The organism is Solwaraspora sp. WMMA2101, assembly GCF_049179175.1.
GTDB lineage: Bacteria > Actinomycetota > Actinomycetes > Mycobacteriales > Micromonosporaceae > Micromonospora_E.
Genome location: NZ_JBMHMA010000006.1, coordinates 4,356,341 through 4,382,135 on the forward strand (window position 1 = coordinate 4,356,341; position 25,795 = coordinate 4,382,135).

The 25,795-nt window shown below is 71.8% G+C and carries 23 protein-coding genes, 1 tRNA gene, 1 other RNA gene and 1 pseudogene; 10 read left to right on the forward strand and 16 right to left on the reverse strand.

Annotated elements, in window-relative coordinates; all coding sequences use genetic code 11:
- The first annotated feature begins 44 nt into the window (after positions 1-44).
- The 5 genes from smpB (at position 45) to ACN28F_RS20820 (ending at position 3,274) form a co-directional block, all read left to right on the forward strand.
- A complete protein-coding gene (gene smpB, locus ACN28F_RS20800) occupies positions 45-521 on the forward strand; it encodes an SsrA-binding protein SmpB (protein WP_289209555.1) in 477 nt (158 codons plus the stop codon).
- A 35-nt stretch (positions 522-556) separates the two neighbouring features.
- Positions 557-1,234 carry a cellulose binding domain-containing protein gene (locus tag ACN28F_RS20805; RefSeq protein ID WP_421359294.1) on the forward strand — a complete coding sequence of 226 codons (678 nt, stop codon included), beginning with the start codon at positions 557-559 and terminating at the stop codon, positions 1,232-1,234.
- A 119-nt stretch (positions 1,235-1,353) separates the two neighbouring features.
- Positions 1,354-1,727, forward strand: a transfer-messenger RNA (tmRNA) gene (gene ssrA / locus ACN28F_RS20810).
- A 224-nt stretch (positions 1,728-1,951) separates the two neighbouring features.
- Complete coding sequence (locus ACN28F_RS20815) at positions 1,952-2,923, forward strand: hypothetical protein (protein WP_421359296.1); 972 nt, start codon at positions 1,952-1,954, stop codon at positions 2,921-2,923.
- 3 nt (positions 2,924-2,926) lie between these two features.
- Positions 2,927-3,274 carry a hypothetical protein gene (locus tag ACN28F_RS20820; RefSeq protein WP_421359298.1) on the forward strand — a complete coding sequence of 116 codons (348 nt, stop codon included), beginning with the start codon at positions 2,927-2,929 and terminating at the stop codon, positions 3,272-3,274.
- Here ACN28F_RS20820 and ACN28F_RS20825 read toward each other — a convergent pair.
- Positions 3,236-4,039 carry an S-methyl-5'-thioadenosine phosphorylase gene (locus tag ACN28F_RS20825; RefSeq protein ID WP_421359299.1) on the reverse strand — a complete coding sequence of 268 codons (804 nt, stop codon included), beginning with the start codon at positions 4,037-4,039 and terminating at the stop codon, positions 3,236-3,238. The genes ACN28F_RS20820 and ACN28F_RS20825 overlap by 39 nt on opposite strands.
- Positions 4,040-4,301: 262 nt before the next feature.
- On the opposite strand from ACN28F_RS20825, the gene ACN28F_RS20830 reads away from it, so the two are divergent.
- A complete protein-coding gene (locus ACN28F_RS20830; RefSeq protein WP_421359301.1) occupies positions 4,302-4,856 on the forward strand; it encodes a YqgE/AlgH family protein in 555 nt (184 codons plus the stop codon).
- A gap of 71 nt (positions 4,857-4,927) precedes the next feature.
- A tRNA-Ala gene (locus ACN28F_RS20835) sits at positions 4,928-5,000 on the forward strand.
- A 128-nt stretch (positions 5,001-5,128) separates the two neighbouring features.
- On the opposite strand, the gene ACN28F_RS20840 is transcribed toward ACN28F_RS20835, so the two are convergent.
- The 11 genes and pseudogenes from ACN28F_RS20840 to ACN28F_RS20890 form a co-directional block, all read right to left on the reverse strand.
- Entirely contained in the window at positions 5,129-5,917 is a 789-nt protein-coding gene (locus ACN28F_RS20840) for a helix-turn-helix domain-containing protein (protein ID WP_421359302.1), read from the reverse strand.
- Positions 5,918-6,848: 931 nt separating this feature from the next.
- A pseudogene (locus tag ACN28F_RS20845) lies at positions 6,849-7,008 on the reverse strand (VOC family protein); the annotation flags it as partial.
- Positions 7,009-7,196: 188 nt separating this feature from the next.
- Positions 7,197-8,483: a glycosyltransferase family 2 protein gene (locus tag ACN28F_RS20850; RefSeq protein ID WP_421359304.1), complete on the reverse strand. Its 1,287-nt coding sequence runs from the start codon at positions 8,481-8,483 to the stop codon at positions 7,197-7,199.
- 127 nt (positions 8,484-8,610) lie between these two features.
- Positions 8,611-9,495 carry an SMP-30/gluconolactonase/LRE family protein gene (locus ACN28F_RS20855; protein WP_421359306.1) on the reverse strand — a complete coding sequence of 295 codons (885 nt, stop codon included), beginning with the start codon at positions 9,493-9,495 and terminating at the stop codon, positions 8,611-8,613.
- A 35-nt stretch (positions 9,496-9,530) separates the two neighbouring features.
- Positions 9,531-10,268 carry an SDR family NAD(P)-dependent oxidoreductase gene (locus ACN28F_RS20860; RefSeq protein ID WP_421359308.1) on the reverse strand — a complete coding sequence of 246 codons (738 nt, stop codon included), beginning with the start codon at positions 10,266-10,268 and terminating at the stop codon, positions 9,531-9,533.
- The gene (locus tag ACN28F_RS20865; RefSeq protein WP_289209605.1) at positions 10,268-11,494 is read right to left on the reverse strand and encodes an acetyl-CoA C-acetyltransferase; all 1,227 of its coding nucleotides are present in this window, start codon (positions 11,492-11,494) and stop codon (positions 10,268-10,270) included. The genes ACN28F_RS20860 and ACN28F_RS20865 overlap by 1 nt, the downstream gene beginning before the upstream one ends.
- A complete protein-coding gene (locus ACN28F_RS20870; RefSeq protein WP_289209606.1) occupies positions 11,494-12,558 on the reverse strand; it encodes an ABC transporter permease in 1,065 nt (354 codons plus the stop codon). Before ACN28F_RS20870 ends, ACN28F_RS20865 begins: the two co-directional genes overlap by 1 nt.
- Positions 12,555-12,881 (reverse strand): hypothetical protein, encoded by a 327-nt coding sequence (locus tag ACN28F_RS20875; protein WP_289209607.1) that lies wholly within the window; start codon positions 12,879-12,881, stop codon positions 12,555-12,557. The genes ACN28F_RS20870 and ACN28F_RS20875 overlap by 4 nt, the downstream gene beginning before the upstream one ends.
- The gene (locus ACN28F_RS20880) at positions 12,878-13,573 is read right to left on the reverse strand and encodes an ABC transporter permease (protein WP_421359310.1); all 696 of its coding nucleotides are present in this window, start codon (positions 13,571-13,573) and stop codon (positions 12,878-12,880) included. Before ACN28F_RS20880 ends, ACN28F_RS20875 begins: the two co-directional genes overlap by 4 nt.
- The gene (locus ACN28F_RS20885; RefSeq protein WP_421359312.1) at positions 13,570-15,111 is read right to left on the reverse strand and encodes a sugar ABC transporter ATP-binding protein; all 1,542 of its coding nucleotides are present in this window, start codon (positions 15,109-15,111) and stop codon (positions 13,570-13,572) included. The genes ACN28F_RS20880 and ACN28F_RS20885 overlap by 4 nt, the downstream gene beginning before the upstream one ends.
- Entirely contained in the window at positions 15,096-16,109 is a 1,014-nt protein-coding gene (locus ACN28F_RS20890) for a sugar ABC transporter substrate-binding protein (protein WP_289209610.1), read from the reverse strand. Before ACN28F_RS20890 ends, ACN28F_RS20885 begins: the two co-directional genes overlap by 16 nt.
- A 268-nt stretch (positions 16,110-16,377) precedes the next feature.
- Here ACN28F_RS20890 and ACN28F_RS20895 point away from each other — a divergent pair, with 268 nt between their 5' ends.
- The 3 genes from ACN28F_RS20895 (at position 16,378) to ACN28F_RS20905 (ending at position 19,409) form a co-directional block, all read left to right on the forward strand.
- The gene (locus ACN28F_RS20895) at positions 16,378-17,055 is read left to right on the forward strand and encodes a TetR/AcrR family transcriptional regulator (protein ID WP_289209611.1); all 678 of its coding nucleotides are present in this window, start codon (positions 16,378-16,380) and stop codon (positions 17,053-17,055) included.
- Between the two features lie 46 nt (positions 17,056-17,101).
- Positions 17,102-18,775: a long-chain fatty acid--CoA ligase gene (locus ACN28F_RS20900; protein WP_421359314.1), complete on the forward strand. Its 1,674-nt coding sequence runs from the start codon at positions 17,102-17,104 to the stop codon at positions 18,773-18,775.
- A gap of 88 nt (positions 18,776-18,863) precedes the next feature.
- Positions 18,864-19,409, forward strand: a complete 546-nt coding sequence (locus tag ACN28F_RS20905; RefSeq protein WP_421359315.1) for a hypothetical protein — start codon at positions 18,864-18,866, stop codon at positions 19,407-19,409.
- On the opposite strand, the gene ACN28F_RS20910 is transcribed toward ACN28F_RS20905, so the two are convergent.
- From ACN28F_RS20910 to ACN28F_RS20925, 4 genes are read right to left on the reverse strand one after another with little or no spacing between them, the layout of a single operon-like run.
- Positions 19,390-21,456: an Hsp70 family protein gene (locus ACN28F_RS20910; RefSeq protein WP_421359316.1), complete on the reverse strand. Its 2,067-nt coding sequence runs from the start codon at positions 21,454-21,456 to the stop codon at positions 19,390-19,392. The two genes, ACN28F_RS20905 and ACN28F_RS20910, sit on opposite strands and share 20 nt — an antisense overlap.
- A complete protein-coding gene (locus ACN28F_RS20915) occupies positions 21,456-23,354 on the reverse strand; it encodes a dynamin family protein (protein ID WP_289209615.1) in 1,899 nt (632 codons plus the stop codon). The genes ACN28F_RS20910 and ACN28F_RS20915 overlap by 1 nt, the downstream gene beginning before the upstream one ends.
- A 14-nt stretch (positions 23,355-23,368) precedes the next feature.
- Positions 23,369-23,953, reverse strand: coding sequence for a hypothetical protein (locus tag ACN28F_RS20920; RefSeq protein ID WP_421359318.1), 585 nt, complete (start codon positions 23,951-23,953; stop codon positions 23,369-23,371).
- A complete protein-coding gene (locus ACN28F_RS20925) occupies positions 23,938-25,644 on the reverse strand; it encodes a dynamin family protein (RefSeq protein ID WP_421359320.1) in 1,707 nt (568 codons plus the stop codon). The genes ACN28F_RS20920 and ACN28F_RS20925 overlap by 16 nt, the downstream gene beginning before the upstream one ends.
- Positions 25,645-25,795: the final 151 nt, after the last annotated feature.

Below are 25,795 nucleotides of genomic sequence, written 5' to 3' on the forward strand. Positions count from 1 at the left end.
GCAGGTGAGCGGGTGCGGTCCGGCCAGTCGGGAGGGGCAGCGCGATGCCGCGGGAGAAGGGGCGCAAGGTCGTCGCCTCCAATCGCAAGGCCCGGCACGACTACGCCATCACCGACGTCTACGAGGCCGGCATGGCCCTGACCGGCACCGAGGTCAAGTCGCTGCGGGCCGGGCGGGCGTCGCTGGTGGACGCCTTCGCCCAGGAACGGCAGGGCGAGATCTACCTGTACGGCATGCACATCCCCGAGTACGTCCAGGGCACCTGGACCAACCACGAACCACGGCGGACCCGCAAGCTGCTGCTGCACCGCACCGAGATCGACCGGCTGCTCGGCAAGCTTCGCGAAGGCGGCCTGACCCTGGTCCCGCTGCAGGTCTACTTTTCCGACGGCTGGGCCAAGGTGGAGCTGGCGCTGGCCCGGGGCAAGAAGTCGTACGACAAGCGGCAGGACCTGGCCAAGCGGGACGCCGACCGGGAGATCCAGCGGGCCGTGGGCCGGCGGGGCAAGGGTATGGACTGACATGCCGGCAGGTGCCCTGACCACTGGAGGCACCCATGCCTAGGCGCGCCCCCGACGCCGTGTCGCTGTCACCGATCCGTTCCGGCTGGGCGGTCGGGCTCGGAGTCGTCCTCGCCCTCGTCTTCGGCGGCACCGTCTGGGCGGCGATCGCCCGGGACGATCCGGCACCCGCCCAGCTGATCATCGTCCACCCGTCCGCTTCGCTGCCCGGCCCACCGCCGGTGGCCGAGCGCGGTCTCGGTGCCGGTCCGTCAGCCACCGCGTCGCCGTCGCCGTCGCCCACCGGGTCGTCGCCGTCGGCCACGCCGAGTCTGACCCCGTCGGCGCCGTCCGCCCCACCGACCTCACCGGCCCCCTCCGCCCCGGCGGCCCGTCCGTCGCCGACACCGCCGTCGGCGGTCGAGGTCACCGCGCGGTACGTGTTGAGCAGCACCTGGGACCAGGGGTTCGTCGCCAACGTCGACGTGGTCAACTCCTCGGCCCGCAGCCAGACCTTCGACGTACGGCTGACCTTCCCGGACACGGTGGCGATCACCGTGACCGGCTTCTGGAACGCCACGCCGTCCACCGCCGGCAACACCCTTGTCTTCACCGGCGGCCCGCTGGCGCCCGGTGGGACGGTGCGGTTCGGCTTCCAGGCGGAGAAAAACCGGTCATCACAGGTCAATCCGACCGGCTGCACCGTGAACGGGCGGCCGTGCGTCGGCGTCTGACCGCCGGCGCACGGAACCGGAATGAAGTTGTCGCCGGGAGGCGTTACGATTGACGAAGCTGCGGACCGCATCGGGCCGCAGGGCGCATCAGCTCGTCTGGTGCGCCGCACGGCACACCAGGGGGTGACTGGTTTCGACTTCGTACGTTGCGGCAGGGGAAGCGAGCCGAGGAAGCCGACGTCGTCTCGAGAATCGATCGTCGGAAACCAATAAGCGCCAAGTCTAATCGCGCTGACTTCGCTCTCGCCGCCTGAGGCGAGTAGCGAGTCTGTCGGTCTGGGAGTGCCTTCGGCCCAGTAACCGGCATCAGTAAGAGGGCTGGCCAATCGAACCCGGTCGCGGGGTTCGTGCGGCGAGATCAACTGCGGCTGGGCCCGTCACATCGACTCGCTCGCGTGATCGATGGGGCCGAGTAGAGGCACAGCGAGCTGCGCTCGGAGAAGCCCTGGCAAGACGCCGAAGGACCCGGGTTCGATTCCCGGCACCTCCACGGACGACGACTGGCCCTCCGCCACCAGGCGGGGGGCCAGTCGCATGACCAGGCCAGGACAGTCGCAGGAGCGGGCCGGCCGCGACGTCCTGACCGCTGACCGGCGGGAGCGGCGAAGCAGGGGGAGCAGGGGAGCAGGGGAGCAGGGGAGCAGGGGAGCACCCTAGTGTCGGGGTGCCGGCCCTGGCGCCGGGAACCGGTGCCCGTCGGGGTGCGTCTGACCCGACATGCGCCGTTTCATCGCCCTGCTGGGCGTACCGCTGCTGTTGATCGCCGCCTGCGCCCGCCCTGACGCCACCGGACCCGGCGGACCCGGCGGTCCGGTGGACCAGCGCTGGGAGGCATTCCAGCGCCGCGCCGACGTGGTCGCCGAGGCTTGGCGCACGGCCGCCGGCCGGCCGCAGTGGCAGGCCGGCTACGCGCCACTGCAGAGCCTGACCGTGCTTCCCGCCGACCCCGGCTTCACCCCTGAGACCGAGCAGGCGTTCCTCGCCGGCTGGTTCCGCAGCGAGGTGCCGGTGCCGGGCGAGCGGCCCGCCGACGGCACGGTCACCTTTCCCGACGGGACGCTGTCCGTACCCGTGGTCAGCGCCGCCGACGCGTACGCCGCGATCGACCAGGGCGACCCTCCGCCGTGCCCGACTGACGACCCCGTGCGACCCGGCCCCGACCCGACCGGGTCGACCAGCGGTGGACCGGACACCAGCGTCACGCACTCCCTGCCGATGACAGGTTGCGAAGGGCTCACCGTCACCGGGGTCACCCTCGGCACCGTCGAGCTGCTGACCAGCCGGGGCACCGCGCAGGTGCCGGCCTGGCTGTTCGAGGTCGCCGAACTCGACACGGCGGTGGCCCGGGTCGCCGTCGACGACAGTGTCAGCATTCCGACACCCAGCCCGCAGGTCGCGGCGCCGGACGGGCTGACCGATTTCGTCGTCACCCAGGATCTCACCGGAGTCGACGGCAGCGATCTCGGGTTCCGTCTCGGCGTCGGTGCCTGCGACAGCGAGATCACCCCGTTCGTTCAGGAGTACACCGACGCGGTCGTGGTCTCCGGCGGTGTGGTGCGCAGCGGTGACGCCTGCACCGACCAGCTGTTGCTGCATCCCGTCACGGTGACCCTCGACGAGCCGCTCGGTGCCCGTACGGTGCTCGACGCGCTCACCGGAACGCCGCTGCACGTCGTCACGGCCGGCTGAGCCATGCCTCAGCCGTACGGTCCGGGTCAGGAGCCGGGCGACTACTCCGTGGCGGTGCTGCACCGGTTGACCGTCGACGGCGACCCGGCCGGTGCCAGCTGGCGGCTCGCCGTCGGCGAGGCCGTGGTCGTCGCCGGGGACGCCGCGACCGCGAACCGGATCAGGATGTGCCTCGACGCGGCCGGGATCACCGCCGCCACCGTACTGGTGACCCCCGCAGCCACCGCGACGCTGTCGTCCGGTCCGCCGCCGTCCGGTCCGCCGCCGTCCGGACCGCTGTCGTCCGGTCCGCCGCCGTCCGGACCGCTGTCGTCAGGGCAGCTCGAACGGCAGGGTGATCCCGTCGAGTGACCGGGGGCAGTCGCAGTCGCGGTCGGTCGGCCACTGCGCCAGCGCGGCCAGCAACAGACCGCGCAGCCGGTCGGTGTTCTCACCGAAGACCCGGAACACCTCGTCCTGGGTCACCGCGTGCCCGCTGTCGACTCCCGCGTCCAGATCGGTCACCAGCGCGATCGAGGTGTAACAGAGGGCCAGCTCCCGGGCGAGGACCGCCTCGGGGTGGCCGGTCATGTTCACCAGGGTGCCGCCGATCGCGGTGAACCAGCGCGACTCCGCCCGGGTGGAGAAGCGCGGCCCTTCGACGACCACGACCGTACCGCCGTCGCGCGGTGCCAGGCCCTGTTCGGTGCCGACCCGCAACAGCACCGACCGGCCGGTCGGGCAGTACGGGTCGGCGAAGCTGACGTGCACCGCCCCCCGGTCGTAGTAGGTCTGTGCCCGCCCGGTGGTGCGGTCGATCAACTGGTCGGGTACCACGAACGTCCCCGGGCCGTGATCGGGCCGCAGTCCGCCGACCGCGCACGGGGCCAGCACCTGGCGCACGCCGAGCGAGCGCAACGCCCACATGTTCGCCCGGTACGGGATCAGGTGCGGCGGGTACTGGTGCGCCCGGCCGTGTCGGGGCAGGAACGCGACCCGGCGTCCGCCGACGTCGGCAATGGTGATCACGTCGGACGGTTCGCCGTACGGGGTGTCCACCCGGTGCTCCGTCGCGTTGTCCAGCAACGCGTACAGCCCCGAACCGCCGACTACCGCCAGTTCCGCCTGTGCCTGCACCTGGTCCCTCCCCGGGTCGGGCGGGGTGACCGGAAACACCGATGGCACGCCCGCGCGGTTAGACCTTAACCGGGTGCTGCCGAGCAAGCTATGGTGCCAGGCATGGCGTTCACGGCACCGACGACGGCCCCGGGCCGCGCGGGTCCATGGGCTGTCCGGCCGGCGCGACCCGCACGCGCTCCGGTGGGTCACGGCGGCGCGGTAGGCGCGCCTACAGGAGGTCGAGGTGCAGGGTGAGGGTCAGCGGATCGGAGGACGGTCGATGGCGTCGATGACCGGCCAACTGCTGGTCGCGACTCCCACGCTCAAAGACCCCAACTTCGACCGTACGGTGGTCCTGCTGGTCGCCCACGAGGTGGCCGGCGCGCTCGGCGTGGTGCTGAACCGGGCCACCGAGGTGCCGGTGGCGGAGGTGCTGGGCGCTTGGGCCGGCCTGGCCCGGGAGCCCTCGGTGCTGTTCGAAGGCGGTCCGGTGCAGCCGGAGTCGGCGATCTGCCTGGCCCGGACCCGCACCCAGACCGGCCGGGTGAAGGGCTTCCACCGGATCGCCGGGCCGCTGGGCACCGTGGATCTGTCCACCGATCCCGGTCCGCTCGCCGAATCCGTCTCCGGCATCCGGGTCTTTGCCGGCTATTCGGGCTGGTCGGCGGGCCAGCTCGAGGAGGAGATCAACGCCGGCTCGTGGTTCGTACTGGACGGCCTGCCGGATGATCCGTTCATGACCCGCCCGGAGGACCTGTGGCCGATGGTGCTGCGCCGGCAGGGCGGCATGATGTCGGCGGTGGCGCACTTCCCGGCGGACGTCTCGTCGAACTGACCCCCGCGAGATGACCCTGCGCAGGGGCATGTGTAATATTGCCGAGTGCCCGGGAGATCCGGGACGACCAGGGGGCCGTGGCGCAGCTGGTAGCGCACCACACTGGCAGTGTGGGGGTCAGGGGTTCGAGTCCCCTCGGCTCCACCCGAAACCGCAGGTCAGCGGCATTTCCAAGCAGTGCTTGCCGATGCCGCTGACCGGTATTCTCCTGTCACCGCACGACCGCATCGACCAGTGAGTGACGATGCCACCGAGGCCGGGACCGGCACACGTTATGCCGCGAATGACACCTGGGACATGTCCGTCAGCGCGGCGAACTGGTGCCCGTCGGCCGGCGGCGTGGGCTCGGGCAGCGCCACGAGCAGCGGCGGGTCCAGCTTCCGGGCGGGCTCCAGGTGCAGTTTGACGTCGATCAGGTTCCCGTCACGGATCCGTAGTGGTCCCTGGTAGCCGACGAACCGTGCCGGCCCGTCGGCGGCCCGGCTGGCAGGTGTCCGGCCGAGGCCGTTGCACAGCAGGTACCAGTCCCCGTCGGGCACCTTGTCGAGCAGGAACCCACCCGAGCCCTGCTCTATCGTGCACCGTACCGGCAGTCCTTCCGGGATCCGGCTGCGGAACAGGCCGACGAAGACCGTGTCGAGATAGACGGAGGAGCCGGTCGAGATCGATCCGGACACCATTCCCGCCGCGCGGTCGGTCTCCACCGGGTTGGCCTGCAGGGAACGGACGACACCGCCGCAGCGGCGGTACGCGGTCGGTGGCATGCCGACGCTGCGGGTGAAGCGGGAGCTGAACGTACCGATGCTGTTGTAGCCGACGCGGACGCTGATGTCGGCGACGTTCATCGAGGTGGACAGCAGCAGGCCCTTCGCGTGCTGGACGCGTAGCGCGGAGAGGAAGCGCCCAGGGGTCACGCCGGTCACCCGCTGAAAAACCCGGGTGAAGTGGAACTTGCTGAACATCGCCGCGCGAGCAAGATCGTCCACTGTCAGCTCGTCGCCCAGGTTCTCCTGCATCTTCTCGATGGCTCGCTCGACGGCGGCCTCGAAGTAGTTGCCCATTGATTCTCCCCCTGCTCATTAGGCTAATACGGTGCCGTTCGCCGATATGGGCGGAGCCTCGATGTGAGATGTCCGGACGGTCTTTCGATGCTCCGGTGAGACGCGGAAAGAAGAAGTGTCCCGGCGGTCTGCTAAATAGTTCCTGTTCCTGTCCGTGCGTTCGACATAAGGCGTGGAATGGGTCACGCCGGCGGTAGTGACGGCGTTTTCCGATAGAGTCGACGCCGCATGCCGCAGTCGTGTCCGATGTGTATGAAAACATCTGATGGGTGGTCAGGTGCCCCGCTGGAGCCGTGTCGGTGCGGTCGGGAACCGCTCCGGCTCGATTCGGAATTCCGATCCGAACCATGAACAGCATCGCCGACGTCCCGATTACTTGTCTTCTTCCCGTGTGCTCGTTCGCGGTTACTGTGCGTTACCTGGTGTGCAGCATTTGTCGAAATTCTGCGTGTAGCGAGCCGTCGGAAGGTGTGTGGTGGGTGGGTGATGACGTGTGGCCAAGCCCTGTGTGTGGCCGTTGTCGATGCGGTCAGGCGGGTCGTTCGCCCCGGAATGTGCAGTGAGGTGCAACCGGTGCCCGGCCCTCGGCGCACGTAGGTCAAAACAAAATGGTGATGGATGGCTCGGTCGGCTACCTGGCGGGCGTCGGGAAGTGGCCGGACTCGGCGATGGAAAACTGCGACAGTCTGCCCGGCCGCCCGCCTCGGCACGTGAGAAGAAGACAGGCGGACGAATGCCTTGGCATACTCAGGTCCTCGCCCTGCGTTCCAAGTCGCCGGAACCGGCATCCGTCAACCGTCAACGGGAGTGGTCGACCGACCGACTTCCGCCCGTGACCGGAAAGGAGCCGATCGAGAAAAGCCTCGTTCCACGTGCTGGACCGCGACGCCGCCGGTGACCGGACCGCACACGGACCGCGGATCGCGGCTCGGCGGCCCGGTCGGGCCGCCGCCACGGGTGTCGTGGTCCACGGTGAAGCCCAGCCGCTCGGAGTAGAACTCCTTGGCGCGGTCCACGTCCGAGACCGGTACGGTCACGACTTCCAGGGTCCAGTTCGTGAGGTCCTTCTCTGCGGAGTGCCTACCGGTCACCGGTCGAGGGCCCGCAGCACCACTGGCGGGGTGCCGCCGGCCGCTGTTGGCCAGTGGCGTTGTCGTCGGTCTGCAGCGTATCGAGGAACCAGCCGAGAGGGTCGGAGCTCTCCGCCCAGTAACTGCGGTACGGCTCCAGCCAGTCGGCCACCATCCGGTCGGGTGAGTGCCGAGCCGGCCGGCCGATGTCAGGTCCGGCGGCGGACCCGGACCACCCATGCGTGGTCGCCGTCGTGGACGATGTCGGCCTCGGCGTATCCGCTCAGCATGTCGCAGAGGTAGTCGGGGCAGTCGATCAGACCGACGTCCGCGCCGCCGGGCACCTCCCGGGACGCGCCCAGGTACATGGTCCGCGCCACCCGGAGACCGTCGACGACCATCTTGGACAGGTGCTCCGGCGACGCGATCCGCCACACGTCGAAGTTCAGCAGGTCAGCGAAGCGGTGATCGGGGAACGGCAGCCGGATCCCGATCAGGGCGGGCGCCGCGCCGGACTCCGGTCGATGCTCCAACACGTCCGAACCGTCGGCCGGCGGCATCCGGTCGGCCAGCCCGATGCCGATGCCCAGCCGTCCGGGCGGGAGCGGCTGGCGCAACGCGTCGAGCGTCTCGCCGAGACCGACCTGGTTGGCGACGCCGTACAGGGTCTGCAGCCGGGTGAGGTAGACCGGAAGGGCCGCGTTGACACCCATCGGACCCTCCTCGTACAACTCCACCTCGAGCGTACGGTGCTTGCCCACCAGGTACGGGAGCATCTGGTTGGCTTCGGCCCAGTTCGTTGCGTTGTGGCGGAAGTGCGGAAGGTGGTGGCACCGAGCAGTGGGGTCGAAGTGGAAGTAGCCGGGCCGTCGCGCGGACGCCACGAACAGGCGGTACGCGAACTCGATGTCCTCGTGACCCCATTTGACGAAGCGCTCGTCGAACCCGCCGATCTGGTGGAAGTGATCCGCCGGGACCGACATGTTGTGGCTGTAGGCGAAGGTCCAGGGCGCCGGCCCGTCGCTGAACGTGGCCGGATCGAGGCCCCACCGGTACCGCAGGTCCGTGTGGTACGCGGCGACCGTCGGCGGCCCGGCGGTCGCGGTGCTGCCGGCCACCGCCCGCCAGTCGTGTTCGACCCGGACACCCAGTAGCACGTCATTCGGCCGGGTCCGGTGGAATCGGGCGTGGCCGGCCACCAGATCCGGGTCGGCCATGGAGTCGGCGTCGAGCAGGAGGATCCGTTCGCCGGTCGCCTCCTCTGCACCGCGGTTGCGCGCGGCCGCCCGGCCCCGGTTGACCGGCTGGCGGACGAGTCGCACGTCGAGCCGGTCACGGTAGGCGGCGACCAGCTGGTCGACGTCGTCCCGGGAGTCGTCGTCGACCACCACGACGTCGAAGCCGTCGGCGTCCGGTCGCTGACCGGCCAGTGACCGCAGGGTCAACTCCAGGCATCGACGCTGCCGGAAGTACGGGACGACGATGCTGAGTTCCACGGTGGATACCTCCGGCGCGGCGGGTGGCAAGCTTCTCTACCCGCTGTGGACGCAAGGGCGACCCGGGGTGGCGGCCGCCGGGGCACAGCATAGACGTGGGTCACGATGGCCGCGGCGAGGTCGCCGTTCAGGCCGCCGGTACGGCGACCGGTACGGCGAGCATCCGTGCCTCGCGGGCGGCCGCGCGGGCGTCGGCGTGGAAGTCCGGTGCGGCACAGGCGAACAGCGTGGTGCCGGTGTCGCCGCCGAGCGCGCAGGCGTACACCGACGCACCCGGGTGGATCTCGTCGGTGACCGTCCCGCCGGCGACGACCCGGACGAGCCGTTGGCCGGTCGCGTCGGCGATCCACAGTCCACCGTCGGCGTCGAGGCAGCAGCCGTCCCCGGCGATCCGCAACTCGCCCAGCGCCCGTTCGACGTCGGGGTCGTCGGGCAACGGCCCGAACCGTGCCCAGGTCCGGCGGTCGACCAGGTCGCCGTCGTCGGTGACGGTGAACGCGGTGACCCGGTTGCCGAAGGTCTCCACCACCAGCAGGGTGCCGTCGGTGGTGAGGACGCTGCCGTTGGGGAACCACAGGTCGTCGGCGACCTGGGTGACCCGGCCGTCGGGGTCGACCCGGTGCAGGGCGGTCGGCCGCAGCGGTGCCCCGGCCATCAGGTCGAAGCCGAAGTTGCCGACGAAGGCCCGGCCGTGGGGGTCGACGACCATGTCGTTGGCGTACCCGGTGGCGTGGTCGGCGAGGTCGGCGTGGACGGCGAGCGTGCCGTCCGGCTCCCGGCGCAGGACGCGGCGGTCCCGCATGGAGTCGATCAGCAGCCGGCCGTCGGGCAGCCAGCCCAGTCCCGACGGCTGCCCGGGGACGTGCGCCTCCTGCCGCACGTCGGATCCGTCCGCGCGCATGGAGTGGACCCGGTGGCCGTAGAAATCGGAGAACCAGAGCCGGCTGTCGCGCCAACGCGGTGCTTCCAGGAAATGGAAGCCGTCGGCCACCGTGGTAGCGATCGTGGTCACTTTCGTCCTCCTTCGTGAGGTGCGGGTCGTGTTGACTACAACGACAGGCCGCCGTCGACCGGCAGGACGACCCCGGTGACGTAGGCGGCCTCGTCGGAGGCGAGGAACGCGACGGCGGCCGCCATCTCGGACGCGTCACCGAACCGGCCCATCGGGATGTCCGCGGTGAGCTGGGCCAGCTTCGCTGCGGGGATGGCGGAGATCATCCGGGTCTGCGCGTTCGGCGAGATCGCGTTGACCGTGATGCCGAACCGGGCCAGTTCCTTCGCGGTGGTCCTGGTGAAGCCGATGATCCCGGCCTTGGCCATCGCGTAGTTGGACTGGCCGGGGTTGCCGCGCAGGCCGGTGTAGGAGGTGACGTTGATGATGCGTCCGCCGCCCTGCCGGCGCAGGTGCGGCACGACGGCCCGGGTGAACCGGAACGTGCCGCCGGCGTGCACCGCCATCACCGATTCGTACGCCTCGTCGCTGAGCTTCCAGACCACGCCGTCGCGCAGGATCCCGGCGTTGTTGACCAGGACGTCGATCCGGCCGCTCTCGGCGACCACCCGCTGCACCACGTCGGTGACCTGCCCGGTGTCGGCGACGTCGGCGGCGACACCGACGGCGCCGATCTGATCGGCCGCCGCCTTCACCGTCTCCGCTTCGAGGTCGACGAGGTACACCGTCGCCCCGGCGTCACGGAAGTGGCGGCCGATGGCGAGACCGACGCCCCGGGCCGCGCCGGTGACGACGACCGTACGGCCGGTGAAGTCGAAGGTCAGGTTGCCCATCAGCGGAGCCTCTCCAGGATCATGGCCATGCCCTGCCCGCCGCCGACGCACATGGTTGCCAGGCCGATCGTGCCGTCGACGGCCCGCAGCCCGTTGATCAGCGTGGTGGTGATCCGGGCACCGGTCATCCCGTACGGGTGGCCGAGCGCGATCGCCCCGCCGTGGACGTTGAGCCGGTCGCCGAACGGATCGACGCCGAGGTCCCGGGCGGACGGAATCACCTGGGCGGCGAACGCCTCGTTGAGTTCGACCAGGTCGACGTCGTCGATGGTCATGCCGGCGCGCCGCAGGGCCTGCCGGGACGCGTCGACCGGGCCGAGCCCCATGATCTCCGGCGACAGGGCGGTGACGCCGGTGGCCACGATCCGGGCCAGCGGGGTGACGCCCAGGTCGCGGGCCCGGGTGTCGGACATGACGACCAGGGCCGCCGCGCCGTCGTTGAGCGGGCAGCAGTTGCCGGCGGTGACCAGGCCGTTGGGGCGGAACACCGGCGTCAGCTGCGCCACGGCCTCGTAGCTGACACCACGTCGGGGACCGTCGTCGGTGTCGACCACCGAGCCGTCCGGCAGTGACACCGGGGTGATCTCCCGGGTGTAGAAGCCGCTGTCGAGCGCCTGTTCGGCGAGATTGTGCGACCGTACGCCGAACCGGTCCATCTCCTCCCGGGTGACGCCCCGGGCCCGGGCCAGGTTCTCGGCTGTCTGCCCCATGGCGATGTAGACGTCGGGGAGCGCGCCGTCGGTGCGCGGGTCCTGCCACTGGACGGCACCGGATTCGGCCGCGTCGCGGGTGCGCTGCTCCGCCTGGGCGAACCTCGGGTTGTGGGTGTCCGGCCACGAGTCGGAGGTGCCGCGGTCGTGTCGGGAGACCGTCTCCACGCCGGCCGACACGAACACGTCACCTTCGCCGGCCCGGATCGCGTGCAACGCCATCCGGGTCGTCTGCAGCGACGACGAGCAGTACCGGGTGATCGTGGTGCCGGGGACGCCGTCGAGCCCGAGCAGTACGGCCACCACCCGGGCCATGTTGTCGCCCTGCTCGCCGCCGGGCAGTCCGCAGCCGAGCATCAGGTCGCCGATCTCGGCCGGATCCAACGCCGGCACCTGGTCGAGCGCGGCCCGGACCAGTTGCGCGGTCAGGTCGTCGGGGCGCATTCCCGCGAGCGACCCCTTACGGGCCCGCCCGATCGGTGAGCGGGCCGCCGCGACGATCACGGCTTCGGGCATCAGGACTCCTCAGGTGGTGTCGGCTGTGGGGAGGCTGGGATACCAGCTGCCGTCGGGCGGTGGCGTGCCGCGCGCAAGCTGTCGACGGCGCGGTGCAGTCCAGGGCTCTCGATGGCGACGATCACGGCGAGCAGCGCCGCGTACAGCAGGTGGGTGGAGTAGCTGGGTAGTGCGGCGGCGGTCACGATCTGGGCGAGCAGGGCCACCGACAGCGCCCCGGCGAGCAGCCCGGCGGCGCTGCCCCGGCCGCCGGCCAGCGACACTCCGCCGAGCAACGCGGCGACCGCGGCCAGGATCAGCGGTTGCAGGCCCGGGTCCGGGTTGGCCGAGGCGTAGCTGTAGCTGAGCAGTGCGCCGCCGAGCGCGGCGAACGCGCCGGAGAGGGTGAAGACCCCGACGAGATGCCGGTCGACCCGTACCCCGGCGACCCGGCTGGCCCGGCGGTCGCCGCCGACCGCGCGCAGCTCGCGCCCCAGCCGGGTGGTCCCCAGCACCAGGGCGACCAGCCCGAACGCGGCCAGGGTCAGCAGGCTGCGCGGCGAGAAGATCCCGGCGATCTGCTGGTCGACCCAGACCGTGGCGGCGCTGTCGGGGTACGTCACGCTCAGCCCGCCGGAGAGTACGTTGGTCAGCCCGAGCAGCCCGATGTACGTGGCGAGGGTGACCGGCATGGACGGGATCCGCAGGCCGGCGATCAGTCCACCCTGTACGGCGCCGACGGTGGCACCGGCGGCGACGGCGGCCGCCACCCCGGTCACCGGCGAGGTCGCGCCGGTCGTCACCGCGACCATTCCGCCGAGCGCGTACGTGCCGACCACCGACAGGTCGAACTCGCCGGCGATCATCGTGATGCCGATGGCCAGGGCGAGCAGGCCCAGCTGGGCGAAGCCCTGCAGCGCGTTGTAGCCGTCGAACAGCTCCACCGGCCGGCCGCTGATCAGCGGCGTACCGGCGAACGCCACCGCGACGACGGCGAGCGACACCACCGGCATCGCCCGCTGCGGCCGGCTCCACGCGGCGCGGTCCGTCAGCCACCGCGGCCGGCTCCACCCGGCGCGGTTCATCGCGTGCTCCGGGTGGTGCGCAGGTGGACGAGGACGACGACGGCGAGCACGAGGAGACCTTTCGCGAGGATCTGCATGCCGGTGGAGAATCCGCGCAGCAGCAGGACGTCGGAGATGACGGCGATGAGTACGGCACCGCCGAGGGTCTGCCAGGCCGAACCGCGCCCGCCGGCGATGGCGGTGCCCCCGACGAGGACCGCGGCGATGGCGTCGAGGGTCAGGGTGCCGCCGAGGGTCACCGTCGCCGAGGTGGTGAACGACGCGAGGAAGACGCCGGTCAGCGCGGTGCAGCCGCCGAGGAACGCCCAGGCGAGCACGGTCACCCGGCCGACCGGCCGACCGGCAGGCCGGCGGCGCGGGCGGCGGCGCGGTTCTCGCCGACCAGGTACATCTGCCGGCCGGCGGTGGTCCGCCGCAGCGTCCAGTGGGCCGCGACCGTCACGGCGAGCAGCACGTAGGTGGCCAGCGGCAGTCCCAGGTAGGTGGCGTTGAGCGCGTCGAACGCGGTGGTCCGGGGGTAGACCGGGGTGCCGCCGCTGAACCAGGTGGCGACGCCGCCGATCGCGAACCCGGCGGCGATGGTCAGCACGATCGGGTTGGCGTCCCAGTAGCCGACGACGGCGCCCTGCGCGGCGGTGAGCGCGATGCCGCAGCCGACCGCTACGGCCACCCCGACCGGCAGACCCAGGTGCTGACTGGCCAGAAAGGTCATCGCGGCGACGGTGGCGGTCTGCGCGGTGGCCAGCGACACCGCCGACCCGACGATCATGACCAGGGTGGCGCCGATGGCGGTGATGCCGACGAAGGTGGCCGAGGCGAGGATGGCGCGGGCGTTGTCGACGGTGAGGAACCGGTCGGTCGTCACGGCCAGGGCGATCAGCGGCAGCAGGGCCACGACGGGCGCGACGCGGCTCAGCACGGGCGGCAGCCGCCGGGCCTGCAGCACCGCAGCCCCGGCCCGGTCGCCGCCGATGGTGCCGGCCCGGTCGCCGCCGCCGGCCGAGTGGTCCGTCATGTCGCCTCCGCCTGGTGGGTCATCTCGCGCATCAGGGCCGCGCCGTCGACGTCACCGGTGTGTCGCCGTACGATCCGCCCGTCGCGCATCGTGACGATTTCGTCGCCGAGCTCCAGCAGCTCCTCCAGCTCGGTGGCGGCGAAGACGACGATCAGCCCGCTGTCGGCGGCCTGCCGCAGCAGCTGGTGGATCGCGGCCCGGCCGCCGATGTCGACTCCCCGGGTGGGTTCGTCCAGCAGCAGTGCCCGCACGTCGTCGCGGCCGAGGCAGCGGCCGATGAAGACCTTCTGCTGGTTGCCGCCGCTGAGCGCGCCGACGCGGTCGCCCAGCCGGGCGGCGGGCAGGCCGGACTGACGGGCCAGGTCCCGGACCGCGTCGGCTTCGCGGCCCGACCGCAGCACGCCGTACCGGGCCAGGCGCGGCAGTCGGGTCGCCACCAGGTTCGCGGCGACGGACGTGCCCAGGAACAGACCTTCCGACTTGCGGTCGTTGGAGACGAAGGCGATGCCGGTGCGCGCGGTCGCGACCGGATCGCGGTACGGCACCCGCCGGCCGCCCAGCTCGACGGTTCCGGTCGCGGTGGGGTGCAGCCCGGCGAGCGCCCGCAGGACGTCGGAGGCGCCGCTGCCGAGCTGCCCGGCGAGCGCGTAGACGCGCCCGGGGCGGGCGGTGAGGGTGAAGTCGTCGAGCCGTCCGGGCACCCGGAGGCGCTCGATCCGCAGCGCGGGTCCGGGGTCGCCGTCGGGTCGGGGCGCGGCGGCCAGCCGGTGCGGCGTCTCACCGAGCATCTGCACGATCAGCTCGTCGACGGTGAGCCGGGCCGCCGGTGTGCTGGCGACGGTACGGCCGTCGCGCAGCACGGTCACCATGTCGCAGAGGTCGAGCACCTCCGACAGCCGGTGCGACACAAAGACGACGGCGCAGCCGGTGGCGGCGACCCGGCGGACCGCGGCGAACACATGGGCACTCTCGGTGTCGCTGAGCGTCGCCGTCGGCTCGTCGAGGATCACCAGTCGGGCCTGCTGGCTCAGCGCGCGGGCGATCTCGACCAGCTGCCGCTCACCGATGCTGAGCGTGGACAGTGGCTGGTCGGGCCGCAGGTGTCCGAGCCCCATCTCGTCGAGCACCTGCCGGCACCGGGCGGTGGCCCGACGGCGCCGGTCGACCAGTGGCGCGCTGATGTCGCCGAGCAGCATGTTCTCGCCGACCGTCAACGCCGGTACGACGCTGAGTTCCTGGTCGACCAGGGCCACCCCGAGGCGCTGGGCGGCCTGGCGGCTGCGCAGCACGACCGGCGTACCGCCGACGTGGATTCGTCCGCTGTCCGGGGTCAGCTGTCCGGAGAGCATCTTCACGACGGTGCTCTTGCCGGCGCCGTTGTGGCCGCACAGGGCGTGGATCTCGCCGGCGGCGACGGTGAAGGAGACGTCCCGTACGGCCGGCACACCGTGGAAGGCCCGGGCCAGGCCCTCGACGCGTACCTGCGTACGGTCGAGGGCTCGGTCGCCGCCGGCCGGTCCGGTCAGACGTGGCTGCATTGTTCGGCGAACTCGTCGAGGTTGGCCGCGGTGATTCGGTGTTCCTCGACGATCTCGGTCTGCGGCGGGTTCTCGCCGGTCAGGAAGCGCAGCGCGTAGTCGGCGGTCTGCACGGCGATCGTGCCCGGGTCCTCGGTGGCGGTGCCGTACATGTCGCCGGCCCGGATGGCGTCGATGCCGGCCTTGAAACAGTTGCTGCCGGTGACGATCAGTCCGTCGTCGCCGCCGACCGGGAAGCCGGCCTGCTTGGCGGCCTGAACGATCGGCAGGGCCATGTAGTCGGCCATGCCGTACGCGGCCTGGACGCCGTCGCGGCCGTGTTTGGCCAGCAGTTGCTGGGCGATGGTGCCGGACAGCTGCGGATCCCAGTTGGCGTCCTGTTCGTCGACGACCTGGTACTGCGGCGCGGTCGCCATCACCCGGTTGAAGCCGGTCATCCGGTCCTGGGTGACCAGCATCGACTTGGTGCCGGTGAGCACGATGACGTTGCCGGAGTCGCGGCCCTGGGCCTGCAGACCTTCGATGATGTTCTGGGCGGCGTACTCGCCGAGCTTCTCGTTGTCCGACAGCACCGCCATCACGTCGCCGGCCACCGACGGGTCGGGTGGGCCGTCGAAGGCGAGCACCGGGACGCCGGCGGCCCTGGCCCGTTGGATCGGGACGACCATCGCCTGGGTGTCGAGGATCGCCACGGCGATCAGGTCCGGCTTCTGGGCGACGGCCTGGTTGAAGTTCTGGACCTGCGTACCGGGGTCCATCGTCGTCAGGTCGGTGATCTCGACGCCGGTCGGGGCCAGCTCCTCGGCGAAGACGTCGTTGAAGTAGGCGCCCCATGGGTTGACGTCGCCGTAGCCGACGAGGGCGATGGTCCGGCCCTGCAACGGGGCGTCGGCGGAGGCGGGGCTGTCGGTGTCGCCGCCGCCGCAGGCGGTGGCGAGCAGGGTCAGGCCGAGCGCGCCGGCGGTGAGGCCGACGCGGGGTGATCTGGTGCGGAACATGCGGCTCTCCCTCGAGGGGTCGGAGTGTGCGAAGGGGTGTCGCCGCCACCAGGCGCGTCGACGGCGGTACGCGATGGGCCGTGGGCGGCGTACGCGGCGGGCCGGCGGATCCGGTGCGGCCTGGTGACCAGGGGTGGAATCGGGCGCTGCGGTTTCGGTGACGTTTCGGAGTTGCTCACCTCGTGACTAAGCGCATAGTCATCTAGTAGGCTGGCCCGTGTCAAGGCTCACAGCGGGCCGGCGACGAGAAGGGGACGATGATCGCCTGATGGCCAGACGGCAGGCCCGGTTCACCGCACAGGACCTGGCAGAAGACCCACGACTGCGCGACGACTCGCCCGAGCTGTGGCGCACGGAGCTCGGCGAGGTGCCCCGCGGACTGCTCACCTCGGCGGTGCGCTGCTTCGCCTCGAACGGCTTCCACGCGACCACCACCCGCGACATCGCCGAAGGCGTCGGGCTCAGCCCGGCCGCGCTCTACGTCCACTTCCCGTCGAAGGAACTGGTCCTGTTCGAGATCATCCGGACCGGCCACGAACGGGTCCTGGCGGCCGTACGCGACCCGGCGGTGCTCGCCGTCGAGGCGGCACCCGACCGGCTGCGGGCCATCATGGCCCGCTACACCGCCTGGCACGCCCGGCACCACGTCGCCGCCCGGGTCAGCCAGTACGAGCTCGCCGGTCTCACCGCCGAGCACTACGCCGAGGTGCTGGAGTTGCGGCACGAGACCAACGAGTTCTTCCGCGACGCCGTCGCGCGCGGCGTCGCCGACGGCTCGTTCGCGCCGGTCGACGTCAAACGGATCACCCGGGCCATGCTCTCGCTGAGCATCGACCTGGTCCGGTGGTACCGGCTCGAAGGCACCGACTCACCTGACCAGCTCGGCGACTACTACGCCGACCTCGCGTTGCGGCTGGTCGGCCACCGCGACACCACGACCGGATAGGCCGGTGGCCGCCCGCCGCGGCCGCCCCGTACCGCCGGAGGATGCCATGCGCGCCCTGATGCAGGACCGGCCCCTCGACATCGCGACGCTGATGCGCCGCGCCGAGAGCACGTTCGGCCACAAACGGGTCGTCACCGCCACCGTCGACGGCGAGACCGTCGCCACCTGGCGGCAGGTGGTCGCCCGCGCCCGGCGCCTCGTCGGGGTGCTGGACCGGCTGCGGGTACCCCGGCGCGCCCGGGTCGGCACGTTCGGCTGGAACTCCCAACGGCACGTCGAGCTCTACCTCGCCGTACCGGCCAGTGGACGGGTGCTGCACACCCTCAACCACCGGCTGTTCGCCGCCGAGCTGACCTGGATCGTCGCCGACGCCGCCGACGACGTGCTGTTCGTCGACCGGTCCCTGATCGGCGTCGTCTGGCCGCTGATCGACCAGCTGCCGACCGTGCGCCACGTCGTGGTGATGGACGACGGTGCCACCACGGAGCTGCCCGACGATCCGAGGATCCACGACTACGAGACGCTGCTGGCCGACGCCGACGCCGACGCCGACGCCGACGCCGACGCGCTGGCGCCGGACGCGCCGGCGGCGCCGGTCGTCGTCGACGAGAACGACGCCGCCAGCCTCTGCTACACCTCCGGCACCACCGGGCGTCCCAGAGGCGTGCTGTACAGCCACCGGTCGATCGTGCTGCACGCGTTGCTGCTGCTCGGCGCGGACACCTTCGCGATCAGCGAACGCGACGTCGTGCTGCCCGTCGTACCGATGTTCCACGTCAACGCCTGGGGCCTGCCGTACGCGGCGATGCTCGCCGGTGCCGACCTCGTCCTGCCCGGCCCGGCGATGAGCCCGGCGGCGCTCGCCGGCCAACTGTCCCGGCACCGGGTCACCTTCACCGCCGGGGTCCCGGCGATCTGGCAGGGTCTGCTCCCGCACCTCGCCGAGGTCGACCTGCCCGACCTGCGGATGGTCGTCTCCGGTGGCAGCGCGCTGCCCGCACCACTCGCCCAGGCCTGGCACGACCGCACCGGCGTGATGATCACCAGCTCGTGGGGGATGACCGAGGCGAGCCCACTGGTCGCCTGTGGACGACTCGCCACCGTGCACGACGGGCTCGACGAGCCGGCCCGGCGGGCCCTGCTCGCCACCCCCGGCCCGGCCGTACCCCTGACCGAGCTGCGCCTGGTCGACGCCGACGGCAACCCGGTCGACCACGACGGCCGGACCCCCGGTGAGCTGCAGCTCGCCGGCCCCACGATCGCGTCGGGCTACTTCGGCGCCGAGCCGGGCACGTCGTCGTTCACCGCCGACGGCTGGCTGCGCAGCGGCGACCTCGCCACCATCGACGCCCACGGCTACGTGCGGATCGTCGACCGGGTCAAGGACCTGGTCAAGTCCGGCGGTGAGTGGATCTCGTCGGTCCAGCTCGAACACGAGATCCTGACCCATCCCGACGTGGTCGAGGCCGCCGTGATCGGCATCCCCGACGACCGGTGGGGCGAACGCCCGCTCGCCTGCGTGGTCACCGTACCCGGATCCGTTCTGGACGCCGCCGCGCTGCGCGCCCACCTGACCGGCCGGATCGCCTCCTGGTGGATTCCCGACCAGGTCTGGGTGCTGCCCGAGATCCCCCGGGCACCGACCGGCAAGGTCTCCAAAGTGGCCCTTCGGGAGCGGTACGCCGCTCGCGCCCACCCACCCGGGGCCGTCGACCGGTGAGCCCGGCCCACCCGGGGCCGTCGACCGGTGAGCCCGGACCGCCTCGGATGATGCGGTCCGGCGAGCCGCGCCGTGCTCCCATGAAACCATGTCGATCGAAGACGCCGGACCAGACCACCGCCGCGACGACGACCTCACCCTCAAAGAGGAGCTCGACGTCGCCTGCGCGATCACCGCGTCGTTCCAGGCGAGCATCCAGCACGCCGACACCAAGGGAAGCATGCTCGCCGTCCTGGTGTCCGGCGTCGTCACGTTGCTCGTCACCCAGGCCGGACCGCTGCGCGCCACGCTCGGCGGAGCCGGACCCGCCGCCGCCGTGCTCGTCGTCGTCCTGACCGTGCTGGTGGCCGCGTTGGCGGCGACCGGGCTGCACCTGGCCGCCGCGCTACGCCCCCGGATCACGCCGCCCGGCCCGACCAACCGGTTCGCCTTCCCGGCGATGGCCGGCACCGACCCGCCGCCTGCCGGCGGCACGAGGTCGGGGGACCTGCGGGCCGAGGCCTGGGCGCTCAACCGGCTGCTGGCCGAGATCGCGCTGACCAAGCACCGCCACATCGCCGCCGCGATCCGGGGCACGGTCCTGCTGGTCGTCGCCGGCCTGGCCAGCCTGGTCCTCAGCGCCGGCGCGGGCTGACCTCGCCGGCCTGCGCCGACCTCGTCGTCGACTCGGGCAGTGCGGTGAACAGCACCGTGCCGTCCTGCCCGGCCGAGGCCAGCCGGCCGCCGCCGGGCGAGAACGCCACGCCACTGACCCGTCCACCGTGCACGGTGGTGGTCAGCAGCTCCCCGGTGGCCGACCAGATCCGGGCCGTACCGTCGTCGCTGCCGGTCGCCACGAACCTGCCGTCGCGACTGAACGCGACGCTGCCCACCCCGTCGTCGTGGCGCAACTCGTGCAGCAGTGCGCCGGTGTCGACCGACCAGATCCGGCACCGGCCGTCGTAGCTCGCGGCGGCGAGGCGGCGGCCGGCGGCGTCGAACGCGAGCGCGTTCACCCAGTCGTCGTGCGGCAGCTCCCGGACGGTACGCGCAGTGAGCAGGTCCCAGACCCGGACCAGCCGGTCGGCGCAGCCGGTGGCGAGCAGCCGACCGTCCGGGCTGACCGCGATGGCCCGGACGAAGTGCGGGTGGGGCAGCTCGAACAGCTGGCGTCCGGTGACCGCGTCCGACACCCGGGCGGTACGGTCGTAGCTCGCCGTGGCCAGTCGCCGCCCGTCCGGGCTGAACGCGACCGCGCTGACCCAGTCGGCGTGGTCGACGACCACCAGACGTTCCCGGCGGACCGCGTTCCACACCCGGGCGGTGCCGTCGAGGCCGCCGCTGGCCATCAGCTCCCCGGTCGGGGAGAAGGCCACCGCGGTGACCACCGGCGGGTACGCCGTACCGGCCAGCAGGGGCGGCACGCCACTGCCGGTCGTCCGCCACTCGTGGCCGGCCGAGGCGAGGTCCTGCACCCGCACGTCGGCGACCGAGCCGAGCGCGATCCGGCTGCCTGTCGGGGCGAACGACACGGCGCTGAGCCGCTGCCCGGTGATGAGCCGCTGCGGGATCACCCCGTCGCTGGCCCGGTCGCCGGCCGGCCAGGCGTGGTGGGCCGGCATCCGGGCCAGGGCGACCGCGCCGCGCACCACGGTCAGGTCCGGTCGGTCCAGCCGCAGCACGATCCGGCCGGACCGGCGGCTCAGCAGCCGGCCCACCAGCGGGATCCGGCTGGAGCCGCCGACCGGCACGATCCGGTCGATCTCCGCCCAGCTCAGGCCCATGTCGTTGAGCATGCTCTCGGCGGTGTCGAGCGCACGGGTCAGATAGGGGTCGAGCAACCCGTCCAACGCGGCGCGGGTCAGCTCGAACTCCTGTGGAACGTCCAGCTCGGACAGGAACTCGTGGGCCGACGGCGCACCGGAGAGCACGATCTTCATCCGTTCGACGTCCGCGCGCAGCAACTCCCGGCGGCGCAGCAGATCGGCATCGCCGGCCGGACCCCGCAGGAAGGCGGTCGCCTCGGGGAACTCGTCGGCGATGTGCCGCACGATCCGCCGGTCGAACCACCGGCCGCCGACGTCCGACAGGTGCCCGGACGCGCCGAGCACCTCGAACCGGCGATTCGGCGTCGACCGGGCGACCGTACAGTCGAAGGTGCCGCCGCCCAGGTCGAAGATCAGCGCCGTCATCGGGGCGCCGGTGGTGCCGGCGAAGACCTCGGCCGCCGCGGCGACCGGTTCGAAGACGATCCGTACGGTGTCCGGGTCGAACCCGGCCCGCACGGCGGCCGCCAGCATCCGGTCCCGCCTGCCCTGCTCCCAGGAGGCCGGTACGGTGATCACCACCGTCTCCGGATCCCCGGGGACCTGGTCACGGGCCAGGCCCCGCAGGAAACCGAGCACCTCGGCGGCCAGCTGTTCGGTGGTGAACGCACGGCCGCCGATCATGAACGGGACGTCGCTGCCGACGTCCGCCTTGAACTCGCTGCGGAAATGGCCCGGCCGTGAGCCCTTGGCCCGTTCCGCGGCGGTGCCGACCACGAGGTCGCCGGCGGCGGTCAGGAAGACCGAGGTGGGGACGCTCTCCTGCTGGCCGTACTCGCCCCGGGGATCCCGGCAGACCACGGTGGTGCCGTCGGCCCGGCCGACCGCGATGGCCGACTTGCAGGTGCCGAAGTCGACGCCGTAGACCGGCCCCATCAGTCGACCGGCCGATCGCCGGGCTGGTCGCCGAGGGTGTCGAGCTGCTCCCGCAGGACGTCCTGCTGCTCGATCAGCCGGCCGTAGAGGTCGAGGATCTCCTCCAGCGCGGCGATGCGTGCCGCCCGCTCCTGCTGGTTGTCCCGCAACGCGGCGGTGAGCGACTTCGCCCGATCCTGCAGCATCTCCCGCCGGGTCTGCCGGTGCGCCCGGCGGGCCTGCTCCAGACCCATCGCCAGATCCCGGCCCAGGGCACCGACACTGCGTTCGGCCGCGCGGCGGGCCGAGTCGAGCCGGGGCAGTACGTAGTCGCGCAGCTGGGCCACGGTGTCCCGGCGCTCGGTGAGCGCCTCCTGCCGCTCGTTCTCCTTCTTGCCGGCGAAGAAGCCGCCGATCTTGCCCACCAGCGCGCCGGCGGCGGCACCGAGGGCGGTGCCGACCACCGGGATGAACGAACCGGCGATCGCGCCGATCGCCGCGCCGGCGCCGCCGCCGATGACGACACCGCTGAACCGGGTACGCAGCCGGCTGAACGCGCTCCGCTCGGTCAGGGTCCGGATCGTCAACTCGTCGGTGGCCCCACGCGGACCACCGGGCAGGTCGTCGGCGGTGGCCGTGAACGCGTTGCCGAGCCCGTACTCCAGCGCGACCACGACGGCGGCGGCCCGCAGCTCGCGCCCGGCCTGGTCGGCGATGTCGACGGTCTGGCTGATGGTCTGCTTCGCCAACTTGGCGGGTTCGTCGGGCGGCGTCGGCCGGTTGGTGGCATCCCGGAACGCGTCACCGAGGGCGTCGAAGTCGTCGGCCAGCCGCTCCAGCACCGGCCGGGTCTCCCGGTCGAACCGGTTGGCGAGCTCGGCCGCCTCGGTCGGCAGCGTCTTGTCGAGGTCCGCCAGCTCCTTTTTGATCTCATCGAGTTGACCGCTGATCCCGGTCGCGGACGACTCGGCGCGCAGCGCGGCGATCTGGTCCGCCAGCGGTTGCCGCAGCGTCTCGACCAGCTCCAGCCAGGTGTCGAGGACCGCTGCGACCCGGGCCCGCCCGCAGGTCTCCGCCAGGCCGTCCCACAGTTGCCGCTCCAGCAGCGGGAACCCCGACTCGGTGAGCAGCTCCGGATCGTCGTCGTCGCCGGCGTCGTGCTTGCGTGGCGCGGCGACGCCCACCACGGTCAGCTCGTCCACCGGCCGGCCCGCCAGTGTGGCGATCTTCTGGGCGGTCTCGGCGATCGCCTGCGCCGGGTCGACCACCATGTCGATGAAGGTGACCGCGGTGATCACCGTCGGGCAGACCTCGATGGCGTCGGCGAGGAAGTCGAGCTCGTTCGTGCTCAGCCCTTCCTGCGCCGAGGCCACGAAGATCAGTGCGTCGGCGGAGAGGATCTCGGCCCGGGTGACCACGCCGTGGGCCGGGTTCATGCTGCCGATCCCGGGGGTGTCCACCAGGATCAGACCCTGCTTGAGCTCCTCCAGCGGCAGGCCGACCTCGATCCGGATCACGTTCTTCTCGTTGAACGGATTGCCCTGCTCGGTGGCGTAGTCACCGATCCGGTCCACCGCGATCTCGACCGGGTCCGGTACGTCGTCCGGCCGCTCCATGGTCGAACCGAAGTGCACCCGGACCAGTTCGGTGGCCGAGTAGGACAACTCGATCACCACGGAGGTGGCGATCTGGACGTCGACCGGGAACAGGCCGGCGCGGTCGACCAGCGCGTTGAGCAGGGTGGACTTGCCCCGCTTGAACTCGCCACACACCACGACCCGGTACCGCTCCGCAGCGAGCCGGTGCCACGCCTGCTGGGCGGCCTCGTGCAGCGGCGCCGGCGCGCTGCGTTCGGTGAGATCGACGACGGTACGGAACTCCGACAGCACTTTATGGCGCAGGACGGACAACTGGTTCACCGGGCCTCCTCGGCTCAGGTCGACGATGCGACAGCATCAGGACAGGTGGTGACGATCTGTTGGGTACGCAGCAGCGCGCCACGCCACTGGTAGCCCACCCGTACCGTCTCGGTGATCTCCTCGGCCGTGACCGGGCCCGACCGGCTCGCCACCACCTCGTGCCGGTCGAGGTCGACCGGCCCGGTGGTGTCGGCGATCGCGACCAGGCCGGCCGCTTCCAGCACGGCCGGTAGCTGCCGGTCGAGCCAGCGCAGCACGGCGACGGCCTGTTCCGGATCGACCGGCGTAGCCCGGCCGGTGAGATCGGCCAGCCGGTCGGCGATCCGGATGAGCTGCCACAACGTGTCCGGGACCTCCTCGACCACGGTCGGTTCCACCGGCATGTCCACCGGCGAAGGTGCCGCCGGCGGCGCGGCGTCGATCGCCTGCGGCGAAGGTGTCGCCGGCGCGGTGCCGATCGCCTGCGGCGCGGTGCCGATCGCCTGCAGTACGGCGGACAGGTCGTCGACCTTGCGTTCGATCCGCAGCAGGTCCCGACGGACCGACCGGGGTCGCCACCGTGGTCTGCCCGCCCACCAGCGGGTCACGGTCGTGCGCATGAGGGGGCCTCCAAATCGTCGGACTCCGAGGGGGTGTCACTGGTCGTCGCCTCGGCCTCGATCCGCTCGAACGAGCGCATCAACTGCCGGGCCACCGCCACCTCGGCGGCGTCGCGCATCGGGTCCTGCAACTGCCCGGCCCACCACCCGATGGCGGCGCGGGCGGCCTGCGCGATCTGTGCGGCGCTCGCGTCGGCCGCCAGCCCGACCCGGGACGCCGCGTCGGGCCCGTGCTCGCCGGTGACCTGCAGCAGCGTGGCGACCTCCGACTCGTCGAGCCCGAGTTCGCCGGTGTAGTGGCGGCGCAGGGTCCGCAGCTCCGCGAGACCGGGCAGCGCGTCGTGCAGCATCTCGAGCCGGGCGGCGACGTGGTCGACCTCCGGTGCCACCGGCAGACCGGCGCGTTGCGCGGCCAGGCGCAGCGCGAAGACCTCGGCGCGGGCCCGCTGCAGCACCCCGTCGACCTTGAGCAGCGTCGAACGGTTGCCGAAGTGCCGGATCACCAGGCTGCGCAGCCGAGGAATCCCACTGTGGTCGAGCAGCCGCTGCCGTACCTGCGCCGGGTCGAGCCCGTCGTCGAGGTAGCGGCAGGCCAGCGCGGTGCCCCAGGCGCCGATCCGGACGACGAGGGCACGGCGCTGTGCGACCGGCAGCCGTACGCCGGGCAGCTGCTCCTTCGTCGCGAACCGTGCCGGATCCCGCAGCCGGCGGATGGCGGTCGCCGCGCCGCCGGCCCGCACCAGGTCGGCGAGCCACTCGAACTCGTGCTCGCCCAGCTGGGTCGCGCCCGCGGCGACGAGCCCGGCGATCGGCAGGACCGTGTAGAAGGTCCGGGCGGCCGGCGCCCAGTCGAGCAACCGGCGGGCCAGCTGGTCACCGACGGCCAGCGGATCGTGATCGAGGGGGTCGGCGTCGCGGGCCGCCGTCCGGTCCGGCCAGTACTGGTCGCAGCGGCTGAGGACACCGAACGCCTTCAGCGGCGTCAACGAGGTGCCGGCGGTGCCGATGAACTGCGACAACGCCGCATGGTCGCTCTGATGCAGAGCCCGGCTGAACAGGTACAGCACCGCGTCGGCCTGGTCGAGCTCGGCGGCACTGTCGTGGTGCACGGCCGCCGCGTCCCGGCCACTGGCGGCGAGCGCCTGTTCCAGGGCGTACCGTTCGGAACCGTCGGCGATGTCACCGATGCCGAGAATGTCACGGGTGTTCGCCGCGTCCGTCACGTGCACACTGCCCAGCCCAGGCGTGTCCACCAGATGGAAACTGTGCAGCAACGAGTTGGGGATGCCGAACTCGACCTTTCGGATCAGTCGCAGGTGGTCCGCGCGACTGGAATCACGGGTGGTCAGTTCGTGGAACTGTTCCGGCGCGAATCCGACAGATTCCGTTCCATCCTTGTAGTGCACGACGATCTGCGGCGTGTCGGCGTACCGGAACTCGCTGACCGTGAAGGTCAGCTCGGCCCGCCCCGTCGCGCTGACCTCCTCACCGAGCAGCGCGTTGACCAATGTCGACTTTCCCCGTTTGATCTGCCCGACCACCGCCAGCCGCATGGGCTCGCCCAGTCGGGCACCGCCGCCACGCAGCATCCGCACCAGCGGGGCGAGCTGTTCACCACCGCGCGCCGCGACGTCCGCACAGGACGCCAGGACGTCGCCGACGTCGACGCCCGCTCCGCCCCGGACCTCCACGATGATCACCGTCCTGCGCGACGAGGGCAGCGGCGACGACCGCTGCCGGGATTGGTGGCGATGATGCTAGGGACGCGGCCAGCCGCGCTTCCCATCACCGGATGGGAAGTGGTGAGCCGATTAGTGCGCCAATTGATACGAAGAGCGACCG

Bases quoted from the DNA above. Each gene is read 5' to 3' on its own strand.
- smpB (WP_289209555.1), top strand. From the start codon at position 45: ATGCCGCGGGAGAAGGGGCGCAAGGTCGTCGCCTCCAATCGCAAGGCC.
- ACN28F_RS20805 (WP_421359294.1), top strand. From the start codon at position 557: ATGCCTAGGCGCGCCCCCGACGCCGTGTCGCTGTCACCGATCCGTTCC.
- ACN28F_RS20815 (WP_421359296.1), top strand. From the start codon at position 1,952: ATGCGCCGTTTCATCGCCCTGCTGGGCGTACCGCTGCTGTTGATCGCC.
- ACN28F_RS20820 (WP_421359298.1), top strand. From the start codon at position 2,927: ATGCCTCAGCCGTACGGTCCGGGTCAGGAGCCGGGCGACTACTCCGTG.
- ACN28F_RS20830 (WP_421359301.1), top strand. From the start codon at position 4,302: ATGGCGTCGATGACCGGCCAACTGCTGGTCGCGACTCCCACGCTCAAA.
- ACN28F_RS20840 (WP_421359302.1), bottom strand. From the start codon at position 5,917: ATGGGCAACTACTTCGAGGCCGCCGTCGAGCGAGCCATCGAGAAGATG.
- ACN28F_RS20860 (WP_421359308.1), bottom strand. From the start codon at position 10,268: ATGGGCAACCTGACCTTCGACTTCACCGGCCGTACGGTCGTCGTCACC.
- ACN28F_RS20865 (WP_289209605.1), bottom strand. From the start codon at position 11,494: ATGCCCGAAGCCGTGATCGTCGCGGCGGCCCGCTCACCGATCGGGCGG.
- ACN28F_RS20870 (WP_289209606.1), bottom strand. From the start codon at position 12,558: ATGAACCGCGCCGGGTGGAGCCGGCCGCGGTGGCTGACGGACCGCGCC.
- ACN28F_RS20880 (WP_421359310.1), bottom strand. From the start codon at position 13,573: ATGACGGACCACTCGGCCGGCGGCGGCGACCGGGCCGGCACCATCGGC.
- ACN28F_RS20885 (WP_421359312.1), bottom strand. From the start codon at position 15,111: ATGCAGCCACGTCTGACCGGACCGGCCGGCGGCGACCGAGCCCTCGAC.
- ACN28F_RS20890 (WP_289209610.1), bottom strand. From the start codon at position 16,109: ATGTTCCGCACCAGATCACCCCGCGTCGGCCTCACCGCCGGCGCGCTC.
- ACN28F_RS20895 (WP_289209611.1), top strand. From the start codon at position 16,378: ATGGCCAGACGGCAGGCCCGGTTCACCGCACAGGACCTGGCAGAAGAC.
- ACN28F_RS20900 (WP_421359314.1), top strand. From the start codon at position 17,102: ATGCGCGCCCTGATGCAGGACCGGCCCCTCGACATCGCGACGCTGATG.
- ACN28F_RS20905 (WP_421359315.1), top strand. From the start codon at position 18,864: ATGTCGATCGAAGACGCCGGACCAGACCACCGCCGCGACGACGACCTC.
- ACN28F_RS20910 (WP_421359316.1), bottom strand. From the start codon at position 21,456: ATGGGGCCGGTCTACGGCGTCGACTTCGGCACCTGCAAGTCGGCCATC.
- ACN28F_RS20920 (WP_421359318.1), bottom strand. From the start codon at position 23,953: ATGCGCACGACCGTGACCCGCTGGTGGGCGGGCAGACCACGGTGGCGA.